Origin of the sequence: Mogibacterium diversum (assembly GCF_002998925.1) — a bacterium.
GTDB classification, from domain to species: Bacteria; Bacillota; Clostridia; order Peptostreptococcales; family Anaerovoracaceae; genus Mogibacterium; species Mogibacterium diversum.
Map to the genome: position 1 here is coordinate 755,764 of NZ_CP027228.1, position 12,540 is coordinate 768,303.

A 12,540-nucleotide genomic window follows, 5' to 3' on the forward strand; every position below is an offset into this window, starting at 1 on the left:
TAGATACTATTTACGATTCTTGATTGTTGCCTGTGCAGCAGCAAGTCTTGCGATTGGTACTCTGAATGGTGAGCAAGATACGTATTGAAGTCCAGTCTTGTACATAAACTCAATAGTATCAGGATCTCCACCGTGCTCTCCGCAAACACCTAACTTGATGTTTGGTCTGGTTTCTTTTCCGCCTTCACAAGCCATCTTAACTAGCTTTCCAATACCCTTCTGATCTAGGGACTGGAATGGATCTCTCTCAAGTATGCCATCATTGATATATTCTTTAATGATGTTACCCGTATCATCACGAGAGAATCCAAATCCCATCTGAGTTAGGTCGTTAGTTCCGAATGAGAAGAATTCTGCTTCTTCAGCAATTTCATCTGCAGTTAGAGCCGCTCTTGGAATCTCGATCATAGTACCTACCATGTACTCAAGTTCCATTCCTGCCTTTTCAAAGCACTTCTTAGCTGTCTCATCAATTGTATTCTTAACGAAACGCAGTTCCTTAACATTTCCTACTAGAGGAACCATGATTTCAGGCTTAATCTTATAACCCTTCTCCTTAGCTACTTCAAGTGCAGCAGTTAGAATAGCTTCTGTCTGCATCTCAGCTATTTCAGGATAAGTAATAGCAAGACGACAACCTCTGTGGCCGAGCATAGGGTTGAACTCATGAAGCTCGACAGTCTTCTTCTCTATAGCTTCCTTAGAAATTCCAAACTGTTCTGAAAGCTGATTAACATCAGCCTCAGTCTTAGGAAGGAATTCATGTAGAGGTGGATCTAGAAGTCTGATAGTAACTGGTCTCTCGCCCATTACCTCATATAGACCTTTGAAGTCACCTTTCTGGTATGGAAGTAGACCTGCTAGCGCTTCTCTTCTCTCAGACTCAGAATCAGCAAGTATCATTCTTCTAATCTTAGGGATTCTCTCATCCTCAAAGAACATGTGCTCAGTTCTGCAAAGACCGATTCCTTCAGCTCCAAACTCTAGCGCCTGTCTAGCGTCTCTTGGGTTATCAGCATTAGCTCTAACTCCGAGATTTCTAACATCATCAGCCCACTTCATAATAGTTCCGAAGTCACCCGATAGCTCAGGTGATACAGTCTTAATTGCTACATCATAAACACTTCCGTCAGTACCATTGATAGAAATTACATCTCCTTCATGGTACTCTTTACCGTTTACAACCATTTTCTTCGCAGACTCATGTACTGTAACCTCACTGCAACCAGCAACGCAGCACTTACCCATTCCACGAGCAACTACAGCCGCATGAGAAGTCATACCACCTCTTGCAGTAAGGATACCCTGAGCAGCAACCATACCTGCCAGGTCTTCTGGCGAAGTTTCCTCTCTTACAAGTACGACTTTCTTACCTAATGCAGCAGCCTCTGCAGCGTCGTCAGCACTGAATACGATTTCACCACAAGCAGCTCCTGGTGAAGCTGGAAGCCCCTTAGCAACAGCAGTTGCAGTTGCTAGCTCTGCACTATCAAATGTAGGGTGAAGTAGCTGGTTAATCTGATCTGGTTCTATACGAAGTATAGCAGTTTCCTTATCAATTAACCCTTCTTCAACCATGTCCACTGCAATCTTAACAGCTGCAGTAGCAGTTCTCTTACCATTTCTAGTCTGGAGCATGAATAGTTTGTTATCCTCAACGGTAAACTCCATGTCCTGCATATCTTTGTAATGCTTCTCCAGAATCTCAGCTACAGACTCAAACTTCGCATATACTTCAGGGAAAGCCTGCTCCATCTCTGCGATTGGCTGAGGTGTTCTAATTCCGGCAACAACATCTTCACCCTGAGCGTTTACAAGGAACTCACCAAAGATCTTGTTCTCTCCGTTTACAGGGCTTCTTGTAAATGCAACACCAGTTCCTGACGTCTCGCCAGTATTTCCGAATACCATAGACTGTACATTAACCGCAGTTCCAAGAGATGCGGAAATGTTGTTTAGCTGTCTGTATAAAATAGCTCTGTCGTTATTCCACGAACGGAATACAGCCTGGATAGCTTCCATCAGCTGGTCTTTAGGATCCTGTGGAAAATCTCTTCCTAGCTCCTCTTTAACGAGTGCTTTATAGTCTTCGATAATAGACTTAAGATCTTCTGGAGATAGATCAACGTCAAACTCAGCTCCAACTGCTTCTTTCTTACCGTCGAAGATAAAATCAAACTTAGCTTTTGATATCTCAAGAACTACATCTCCGAACATCTGGATAAATCTTCTATAGCTGTCATAAGCAAATCTTTCGTTTCCAGTCTTTGCAGCAAGCCCTTTTACAGACTCGTCATTAAGACCAAGATTGAGGATAGTATCCATCATACCAGGCATCGATACAGGAGCTCCAGATCTAACCGATACGAGAAGAGGATTCTCAACATCTCCAAAAGTTTTTCCCATTACGTGTTCAAGTTCTGAAAGATGGTCATATACTTCCTTAACAATCTCTTCGGATAATACTCCACCTTTGTCGAGATAGTCTTTACAAGCATCCGTTGAAATAGTAAATCCAAATGGTACTGGCAGACCAATCTTAGTCATTTCAGCAAGGTTTGCACCCTTACCACCTAAAAGACTCCTCATATCCTTAGAGCCTTCATTGAAAGAATAAACAAATTTTTCCATGGCATTTCTCCTTAGTTAAAACTGCAATTTGTTTTCTATATACTCCCTAACGTCAGACAGAGGTAGACGAATCTGCTCCATCGTATCTCTGTCGCGTATAGTGACTGATTTATCGGTTTCTGTGTCGAAATCCACACAGATTGAGAAAGGTGTTCCAATCTCATCTTCTCTTCTATATCTCTTGCCTATTGAACCAGCAGCATCGTATTCAACGTTAAAATGCTTACTAAGTTCCTCGTAAATAGGCAAAGCTACATCTTCTAGTTTCTTAGATAGTGGCAGAACTGCAACTGTGTAAGGAGCAAGTGCAGGGTGAAGTCTAAGAACAACTCTAGTATCTTCTTTGCCCTTTCCATCAACCACAGTTTCCTCATCGTATGCATCGATTAGGAATGCGAGTGCTACTCTGTCTGCTCCAAGAGATGGCTCTATACAATATGGAACATATCTCTCGTTTGTTTCAGGGTCAAGATAACTCATATCCTGTCCTGAGTGCTCCTGATGTCTAGTGAGGTCGAAATCTGTTCTATCCGCTATTCCCCATAGCTCTCCCCACCCGAACGGGAATAAATATTCTAGGTCTGAAGTTGCATTGCTATAGTGCGATAGTTCTTCTTTTTCATGATCTCTAACACGGATATTTTCCATGTTCATGCCAAGATTTTTGAGAAAATCAATTGAATATTGTTTCCAATACTCAAACCATTCTAGATCAGTTCCTGGTTTGCAGAAGAACTCTAGCTCCATCTGCTCAAACTCCCTAGTCCTGAAAGTGAAGTTTCCAGGCGTAATTTCGTTACGGAACGACTTGCCTATCTGCGCTATACCAAACGGTATCTTTTTGCGCGAAGTTCTCTGGACATTCTTAAAATTAACGAATATGCCCTGTGCCGTCTCAGGCCTTAGAAAGATTTCTGATTTAGAATCTTCTGTTACACCCTGAAAAGTCTTAAACATTAAGTTAAACTTGCGAATTCCTGTGAAGTCAGACTTACCACACTCTGGGCACGGAATATTGTTCTCAGAGATATATTTTTCCATCTCCTCATTACTCCAGCCGTCACACGAAATCTGCTTGCCCTCCTTTTCAACAAGGTAGTCTTCAATAATCTTATCCGCTCTAAACCTTGCTTTACAGCTCTTACAATCGATAAGTGGGTCTGAGAAGCCACCCACATGACCAGATGCTACCCAGGTCTCTGGATTCATGAGGATAGCAGCATCAATGCCAACATTATATTTTGACTGCTGGACGAACTTGCTCCACCAAGCCTTCTTAACGTTGTTCTTGAATGTAACTCCAAGAGGTCCATAATCCCATGTATTGGCTAAGCCACCATAAATCTCTGATCCGGGGAAAATATAACCTCTGTTCTTCGCCAGAGCAGTAATCTTATCCATAGTTACAACTCTATCTGGCTGAACTACACTCTTATCAATTGCCATCTGTCTATACCTGTCCTATCTAAAAAATTTCTAACTATTCGCGCAGCTTAGCGCAAGCTTTTATTTTTCTTCTGTATCTTCTTTATGAGTTTCCTCATTGTCAACAAATACGTTTCCTGGCTGATCAGGTCCTAGATTCTCAATATCCAAATCATAGTATCCATCAACATCATCAGCTATATCATTTTCAGAAAAATCAAATTCGTCGTCTTTGCTGCGTTTCTTAAGAATCTCACTGCCCTTGCGCTTTAAATCAGAGAGATTGACATTGCTCTTAACCTGATCAAACTTATCGAGACCCTTATCCTTTAAATCTTCAAACTTATCCTGTCCCTTGATTCTAATATCGTTATACAGCTCGCTATCTTTAATCTTATCTACAGTCTCGGTGCCAGCGCTCTTTGCACGGCTATACTGAGCTTTAACTTTGCCGTTAACATCTGTAACTTCTCCCTTGTCATTTACAAACTCGACATTGCAGTTAAATCCTGCCGCAGCGACTAGACCTAGTATCATTCCCCAAGGGGCGATAACAACACCTAAAATACCAACTGTAAGCGGTAGATTAACGAGCACTTCATCGCCTTTCTTGATGATGATTCGTGACATATTCCCCTTTTCAGCAGTCTTCTTAAGACGAGCGAAAAGTTCATTGCCGTACAGATTTTCATCAGCTGAATCCTCGGTCCCCATATTCTCCTCAATGAGAATAATAGCATCGACCACGCTTCCATTAGCTTCTTCAAGAGCACTCTTTGCTTCTCTATAGCTAACCCCTGTCCTGTCTTTCACTAATTCAATCTTTTCTAATGTGATTTCCATAGCATCCTCCTTTTTAAACTTTGCAACTAACTCTATAAGCTAATGTCATTATCGAAAATATCAACATCAAGATAATACTTCAAGTATTCAGATAAAATTCTCTGCAATCCGTTTGATACTGCGGGCTTGAGAGCTACTTTTTCAAAACTCGAGAGTGGCTTCTTTGCAAAGTAATCTAACACTTCAACTATATCAAAATCGGGTTTGAAAATCAACGAAACATCTTGCGCATCAAGCCTTGTGTAGCAATCCTCACACAGAATGCCACCACCAGTCACAGAAAAGTACTTTACCTTACCATTTCCCTCTTTTCTGATATCAGAAAGCGACTTACCACAGCTCACACATTGCTTTATTTCTGGCATCACTCCGTTAAGCGATAGCGACTTTACAACAAACGCATAAAGGAGTGTCACGTAACTCCCCTTAGCATTGGTGATTGACTCCATGAACTCAATTGATAAATCAAAAAGTCTAGGCCTAAGCTGTTCCTCTTCAGTTGTTTTATCTATATACTCAAGAAGCTTTGAAGCAACCATATATCTATCTATATCTTCGCCGATTGAGTAATAGCTTTTCTTTACATCCGCATTATTGATATTGAAATAGTTTCGCCCTTTAAATATGTCATATTCCGCATATGTAAAAGGTCTTATAGCAAGCGCCGCCCTTCCTTTAGCACGCTCGTTAATACTTGTCCCCGCAGTTATTTTACCGTATCGCCTTGTGAAAAGCGTAATAATCCGTCTGTTATTGGCAATCTTGCTCTGACGAAGCACTATTCCTTCTGTATTAATAAGCATTATTACTCATCCCTATATCCAAGATTTCTAATAACCCTGTCAGAATCACGCCACCGTTCTTTAACCTTTACCCAAAGCGACAGAAACACCTTGGTTCCAAGCAGCAATTCAATTTCTTCCCTTGCGCTCTTTCCAATCCCTTTGAGTTTGCGTCCACCCTTACCGATAATAATGCTCTTGTGCGATGTGCGCTCGCAGCATATGACTGCACCGATTTCCGTGATGTGTGGTTTCTCTTCATATGACTCAATTTCAACGAAGATTCCATGTGGTACTTCTTGATCTAGATATTGCAGTAGTTTTTCTCTAATTATCTCGCTTACTATGAACCTTTCAGGATGATCAGTCGCCATATCTTCAGGATAATACATAGGTCCTTCGGCCATATATTTCGTTAGGCATTTCATGAGTTTGTCTACGTTAGTGTCCTGAAGTGCTGAGATTCCGAAAATCCCATCGAACATTCCACTTTCATCATATCTATTATAAAGTTCAAGATATTCCTCGGGACTAATTAAATCCATCTTGTTGATTGCAAGCACTTTCTTGCTATCTGACTGAGCTAGCATGTCTAAAATATACTGGTCTCCCCTTCCGAACTTCTTTGTCCCATCTACAATAAGCAAGACCACATCCACCCCACCCATAGTGTTAATCGCAGTCTCGTTTATCGCTGCCCCCAGTTTATTTTTAGGCTTATGTATCCCAGGTGTGTCCAGAAAAATCATCTGTATACCACTTCCCTCATCGTACTCGAGATCCGTGTAAATACCCGTAATTCTATTTCTCGTCGTCTGTGGCTTGTCCGAGGTGATGGCAATTTTCTCACCTAGTACATTATTAAGAAGTGTAGATTTCCCCGCGTTAGGTCTTCCGATTATTCCAATAAAACCTGATTTCATTAGTTCTCCATTCATTTTGATAGCAATAATTCCAGTTCTCTTATGTTTTTGAGAACACAGAAACTTACCGCTTAGTAACTTAATTAAAGAATCACCTATCTTAAGATGTCTAGTGCCGTCATGATTTTTTCTTCATGTGCCCGCATCAATGACTTATCTTCTTCCTCCATGTGATCATATCCTAGCAGATGAAGTATACTGTGCACGAAGAGGTATGTAACTTCGCGTCTAATGGACGTTCCATACTCCTTCGATTGACGTTCTGCTTGGTCAAGGCAAATAACCACATCACCTAGCGGAATATCTACGAGTGCCTCATCACCTTCTATTTCCGCAAGAATTTCATCAGTGCTTTCGAACTGCGGAAATGACAACACGTCAGTGACCTTGTCTATGCCACGAAAATCTCTATTAATGTCCTTTATTTCATCCTCTGAAACAAGGGACACGCCAATGTATATTGGCAACTCCGACGCTCTATCAAGCGCTTCTTCACTCATCTCACCGAGCAGCTCTGAGGATATTAGGTAGACTGCGGCCTCATGAATCAAATCTTTATCGATGCGTTCATCTATATCAGCATCACCATATATAGCATCACTGTAGTTGATATCTAAAATCATCATTTACTCCCACCACGTCTGACATTCGTTCCGGAATTATTCGAGTCTTCATAATCACTATAAGCCTTTATAATCCGCTTAACAAGCTCGTGCCTAACTACGTCCACCTCAGTCAAGTAGCTGAATTCGACACCTTCCACACCAGATAGAACACGCTTTGCCTCAACAAGACCGGACCCCGCGCCCTTCGGTAAATCTATCTGAGTGATGTCACCTGTTACAACGACTTTTGAATTGAAGCCCATACGAGTTAAAAACATCTTCATCTGTTCACGCGTAGTGTTCTGCGCTTCATCGAGTATGATAAATGAATTATCGAGTGTACGACCTCTCATATAAGCTAGAGGTACAACCTCGATAACCCCACTTTCCTTGAGCCTAGCAGCAGTCTCTTGCCCAACTATCTCAAATATAGCATCGTATAGAGGTCTAAGATATGGGTCAACCTTATCCTGAAGGTCTCCTGGCAAGAAACCGAGGCTTTCGCCCGCCTCTACAGCTGGTCTAGCCAATATTATTCTCTCTACTTCTTTATTCTTAAGGGCATTAGCAGCAAGAGCACATGCTAAATACGTTTTTCCTGTTCCCGCTGGACCGATGCCAAAAACCATATCATTCCTTCGAATGGTGTCGATGTATCGTTTCTGTCCCTTGGTCTTCGGCCTAAGCGGCTTCCCCTTATGCGTGTAGCAGATTACATCATTTACCTGCTCTCTAGCATCAAAACTCTCGCCTTTCTGTTCAAGATCGATCAGGTAGTTAACCCTGCGCGCATCGATTTCTGGCTCAACTCGTAGATTCTCAACCATTCTATTAATTATATTTGCAGCTTTCAGGTTCTCCGTTCCTTTAATAAAAAGCCCGTCATCTCGCATTACGATTGACGTGCCCGTAGCCTTTTCGACCTGCTTGATATTAGCATCAAGTGTGCCAAAAAGCTGTTCTCTATTAATATCCTCTGGAATCTCAAATCTAACTATATCTTTACTATTATCCATGCACTCTTCCTTTGTAAATATTAACTATTATTATAGCTTTTTTAACTACTTATTACAACGAAATGATACTTAACAAGCATTTGTAATTTCAATGAGATAAAAAGAAAAAACAGGGCGTATGCCCTGTTAGTTACATATTGATAGTTATTTGCTGAGGTATTCCTTAACCATTTTAGACACGAGTGAGCCATCAGCCTTACCGTGTAGCTTAGCCATAGCAGTCTTCATCATAACGCCCATGCTCTTCATGCTGCGTTCGATTCCTGTCTCGTCAGCAATCTTTTTGATAGCATCAAGGATTTCCTCTTCAGACATCTCCTCGGGAAGATATCTCTCGAGAACCTCAATCTCTTTTTTATAACCATCTAACAAGTCTGTCCTTCCAGCCTTCTCGAAATCAGCTAGCGCATCTCTACGCATCTTGAGCTGCTTCTTGATGATTGGAACGATATCGGCGTCATCCTCAAGTGCGACCTTCTGATCTACTTCGTGCTGCTTAATAGCGGCTCTAACGAGGTTGACGGTCTCCTTGGTGGTGACGTCGTGCTCCTTCATAGCTGTCTTATAATCAGCCATCAACTGTTCTTTCAAACTCACGCTCTTCACCTCCTAAGACTTAAAACTTTCTTGCCTTCTTTCTGGCAGCTTCAGACTTCTTCTTACGCTTTACGCTTGGCTTCTCGTAATGCTCTCTCTTTCTAAGTTCGGACATTACTCCATCACGTGCACAAGATCTCTTAAATCTCTTGAGCGCGCTCTCCAAGCTCTCGTTTTCTCTAACGGTAACCTGTGCCATATTACTGATTCACCTCCTGCCATTTCAGAGTGTTATGGACAAGCTTCGTCATAACGGATTGATTATAACATTTTCACTCGCTTAGTACAAGAAATAAAAAACAGAAGCCACTTCAGACTTAATCTTATGCAAGCGACTTCCGTAATTATTCAAATTAACTATTGATTCTTAAAAAAGATTCTCCACTATATCGCTAGCCATCATCTTTCTTCTAGCATCTTCACCAGTGTCGAGCTTATCCGCAGCATTGCCATGAATCATAACTCCGTATAGTAAGCTGTTATTAAGACTATTGCCCTGCGCTACAAGCGAAGCGATTGTACCTGCAAGCACGTCTCCGGAACCTGCAGTTGCAAGGCCCGAATTGCCAAGCGTATTAAGGAACAACCTCTGGTCATTACCGTTCAAAAGCGATATCAGCGACACATCAGACTTCAACACCATACTCACATTATAGTGCTGTGAGAACTTTTTAATAAATCCAACTCTGTTCTTATCAACGACCTTTATGTCCTCATCGCACAGCCTTGCCATCTCGCCAACGTGCGGAGTTATGACACAGCTTGCTCTTCTCTTGCGGAAAGGTTTGAGATTTCGTGCGATAATATTAAGTGCACCTGCATCTATAACAAGTTTGATTTCCATTGCTAATAGCTGCTTTACAAGTATCCTTCCTGTAGAATCTTCCTTGAGTCCAGGTCCTACAAGCACAACATCAACAGAGCTTGCAAACTCAGTCATCGCACCACTGATATCATCGTTCTTATACGGCACGACTACAGCCTCAGGGATCGCAACATTGAAATATCCAACGTACTTATTAGGACAGAATATCTTAACCAGGCCACATCCGCATCTGTAGGCCGCTTTGGCCGCCAGCATGCTAGCTCCCATCATCGCATTAGGTCCAACCACAATTCCAACCGAACCGAAGGTTCCTTTATGAGAGCGTTCTTCACGTGGAACTAGAGCAAGATGCCTTGTATCATCTAAAAACTTCTTATCGCATATAAAAAGCTTATCCTCGATTGTAGAATAACCGGATTTGATTATTCCAATATCTATTAATTTAACTTCACCAGACACGGCTCTTCCATCGCCAAAGAACATCCCTGTCTTGTAGTTTCCGAATGTCACTGTGAGATCAGCCTTAAACACAGCATCCATGATACCACCTGTAGTGGCGTTTAACCCTGATGGAATATCGATAGCAACCTTGAAGCCTGACTTCGTATTTAAATACTCGATAAACTTAGCAAAGTTAGAGCCAAATCTCCTATTTAGCCCAATTCCAAAAATACCATCTATAATTACATCGTAACGTTGCTGTAGAATCTTAAGATCATCTCTTGAGCCCAACCCGTACATCCTAAAGGATTTGCTCATAGATGTTAAAATTCTTAGTTGGTCAGTGAACGCACGCGAAACCTTACTTCTATCTCCAACGAAGTAGACATTAACAACATAACCCAGATGAATTAACCATCTAGCTGCACAGAGACCATCTGCACCATTGTTGCCATGACCAACAACTATGAGCACTTCGGTGTCTTTATCAGAAAAGCGAGAAATAATCTCATTAACAAGTCCCCCAGCAGCATTCTCCATAAGAACTGCGCTCGGTATACCCTTGCCAATCGTATATTCATCCATGTAACGCATAGCCTTCGCCGTCAATGCATACATAAAAGCCCCTCTTCCTATTACGACATAGTTTGCTTAAATTATAGCATTTTAACAAAGCTCCTTCAATAATTCTAAGGAGCCCAATATGTAATATTTACAAATTTTATGCAATATAGTAGCATAGTTACATATATTGACAATTAAACAGGAGAAGAAATTGGCACTTACAGAGCAGCAGATGCGCGAGATAATAATCGCAGACAGGCGCAAGAAAAAAATGCGTAGACGTCGTAGACGCAAATATACATTTTTCATATCGCTCTTCTTAGTTCTATTTTTTGTGATCGGACTATACCGTAATAGAGATGTACTCGCACCACCAAAGCTTGATCGCGGAGTAATTTTCATCGATCCTGGTCACGGTGGACATGACCCAGGTTCTCAAACCAAGTCTCGAAAAGAAAAAGATGATACGCTTCGTATAGCACTACAAATAAAAAAAGAACTTAACAAGAAAAATTTTAAGGTCTACCTAACTCGTGAGAATGATCGCTTTACCGAGAGGATCAAAATTGGAAAAATGGCTAACAGAAAAAAAGCCAAGCTTATGGTATCAATTCATAGAAACAAAGCCGGAGACCCTAGAGCTCAAGGGGTAGAGGTCTTTCTTCCAAAGGATGATAATCCAAAAAGCCGATATCTCGGCAAACAGATTATGAAACAGCTACATGATGAAGGCTTTGCAAAAAGACGAGTGCGTTCAGGAACACTCGTTAGCGAAAACAACGAGTACGACGAACTCAGTGTCAATAAGATGCCTTCTTGCCTAGTTGAGATTGGATTTATCAGCAATAAGCACGATAACAAGTTATTTGACAAAAATTTAAAAGGAAACGCAAAAGCCGTAGCAAATGCGATTGAAAAGACTTATTCTCATTACTACGAGAAAGATAAGAAGTCTAAGAAAGACAAATAGTAAGCAAAGAACTCGATTCAGCTGAATCGAGTTCTTTTTATGCAACAATATTCTATACATATATATGTCAATGTTAGTATCAGCTAGATATTTTGCTAATCAAACTCTAGCCTCTCATAGCCGCTGACTTCTCCGTAGCTGCATTGGCACCTTCGATTACTGCGCTTCTGAAGTTGTTTGCTTCGAGTGTGCGAACAGCCGCGATAGTAGTTCCTGCTGGTGAGCATACCATATCCTTGAGTTCACCCGGATGCTTACCAGTTTCCATAACCATCTTAGCAGCACCATATACTGTCTGTGCAGCGAATTCATAGGCCTGTCTTCTAGGCATGCCTCCAACCACTGCCGCATCAGCAAGAGCCTCGATGAATAGGAATACGTAAGCTGGTCCACTGCCACTAATTCCAGTAACCACATCAAATAGATTTTCTGGTATAATTTCAGCCTTTCCAAATGCAGACAGAATGCTAAGAGTAGTCTTAGTTTCTTCTTCACTTACGAACTCATTTGGGCATGCTGCCGACATGCCTTCACCAACCTGAGCTGGTGTATTTGGCATTACGCGAACGAGTTTTACGTTTTTGTCACCGAAAGCTTTACCAAGATAGTCTAGTGTCACACCTGCTCCAATCGAGATGAACACGTGATTTTCCTTTACGTGATCCTTTATTTCCTCGATTACCGGTGCATAATACTGCGGTTTTACAGTTAAGAATACGTAGTCGCATTTTTCAAGTATATCTAGATTATTGTCTGTAACCTCTACTCCATTCTGTTCCTTAGTTTTGGTTCTTCCAAACTCAGTTGGATCTGCACCGATGATATCTTCAGGTTTGCAGACTCCAGCGCTGATGATACCTCCCATCATCGCATTTGCCATAACCCCTGTGCCGATAAAGCCTATTTTCATTTCTGCC

The 12,540-nt window shown here is 41.5% G+C and carries 12 protein-coding genes; 1 reads left to right on the forward strand and 11 read right to left on the reverse strand.

All coding sequences use genetic code 11. The annotated features are described in order from the left end of the window. Positions 1-6: 6 nt before the first annotated feature. From ppdK to C5Q96_RS03625, 10 genes are all read right to left on the reverse strand, one after another. Positions 7-2,631, reverse strand: a complete 2,625-nt coding sequence (gene ppdK / locus C5Q96_RS03580) for a pyruvate, phosphate dikinase (protein ID WP_106057045.1) — start codon at positions 2,629-2,631, stop codon at positions 7-9. 15 nt (positions 2,632-2,646) lie between these two features. After that, the gene (locus C5Q96_RS03585; protein WP_106057046.1) at positions 2,647-4,077 is read right to left on the reverse strand and encodes a glycine--tRNA ligase; all 1,431 of its coding nucleotides are present in this window, start codon (positions 4,075-4,077) and stop codon (positions 2,647-2,649) included. Positions 4,078-4,137: 60 nt separating this feature from the next. Then, positions 4,138-4,899 carry a DUF4342 domain-containing protein gene (locus tag C5Q96_RS03590; RefSeq protein ID WP_106057047.1) on the reverse strand — a complete coding sequence of 254 codons (762 nt, stop codon included), beginning with the start codon at positions 4,897-4,899 and terminating at the stop codon, positions 4,138-4,140. A gap of 32 nt (positions 4,900-4,931) precedes the next feature. After that, complete coding sequence (gene recO / locus C5Q96_RS03595) at positions 4,932-5,702, reverse strand: DNA repair protein RecO (protein WP_106057048.1); 771 nt, start codon at positions 5,700-5,702, stop codon at positions 4,932-4,934. A 2-nt stretch (positions 5,703-5,704) separates the two neighbouring features. After that, on the reverse strand, positions 5,705-6,604 hold the full coding sequence (era, locus tag C5Q96_RS03600; protein WP_106057049.1) for a GTPase Era: 900 nt from the start codon (positions 6,602-6,604) through the stop codon (positions 5,705-5,707). A 95-nt stretch (positions 6,605-6,699) separates the two neighbouring features. Further along, positions 6,700-7,230 carry an rRNA maturation RNase YbeY gene (gene ybeY, locus C5Q96_RS03605; RefSeq protein ID WP_106057050.1) on the reverse strand — a complete coding sequence of 177 codons (531 nt, stop codon included), beginning with the start codon at positions 7,228-7,230 and terminating at the stop codon, positions 6,700-6,702. Further along, on the reverse strand, positions 7,227-8,225 hold the full coding sequence (locus C5Q96_RS03610) for a PhoH family protein (protein ID WP_106057051.1): 999 nt from the start codon (positions 8,223-8,225) through the stop codon (positions 7,227-7,229). The genes ybeY and C5Q96_RS03610 overlap by 4 nt, the downstream gene beginning before the upstream one ends. A 144-nt stretch (positions 8,226-8,369) precedes the next feature. Further along, positions 8,370-8,822, reverse strand: coding sequence for a GatB/YqeY domain-containing protein (locus tag C5Q96_RS03615; protein WP_106057052.1), 453 nt, complete (start codon positions 8,820-8,822; stop codon positions 8,370-8,372). Between the two features lie 19 nt (positions 8,823-8,841). Beyond that, the gene (rpsU, locus tag C5Q96_RS03620; RefSeq protein ID WP_094234409.1) at positions 8,842-9,021 is read right to left on the reverse strand and encodes a 30S ribosomal protein S21; all 180 of its coding nucleotides are present in this window, start codon (positions 9,019-9,021) and stop codon (positions 8,842-8,844) included. 168 nt (positions 9,022-9,189) lie between these two features. Continuing rightward, positions 9,190-10,707, reverse strand: a complete 1,518-nt coding sequence (locus tag C5Q96_RS03625; protein ID WP_106057053.1) for an NAD(P)H-hydrate dehydratase — start codon at positions 10,705-10,707, stop codon at positions 9,190-9,192. 157 nt (positions 10,708-10,864) lie between these two features. Between C5Q96_RS03625 and C5Q96_RS03630 the strand changes: the two genes are divergently transcribed. Further along, complete coding sequence (locus tag C5Q96_RS03630; RefSeq protein ID WP_106057054.1) at positions 10,865-11,623, forward strand: N-acetylmuramoyl-L-alanine amidase family protein; 759 nt, start codon at positions 10,865-10,867, stop codon at positions 11,621-11,623. A gap of 106 nt (positions 11,624-11,729) precedes the next feature. Here the strand turns inward: C5Q96_RS03630 and proC are convergent, their stop codons facing one another. After that, a complete protein-coding gene (gene proC, locus C5Q96_RS03635; RefSeq protein WP_106057055.1) occupies positions 11,730-12,533 on the reverse strand; it encodes a pyrroline-5-carboxylate reductase in 804 nt (267 codons plus the stop codon). Positions 12,534-12,540 lie beyond the last annotated feature (7 nt).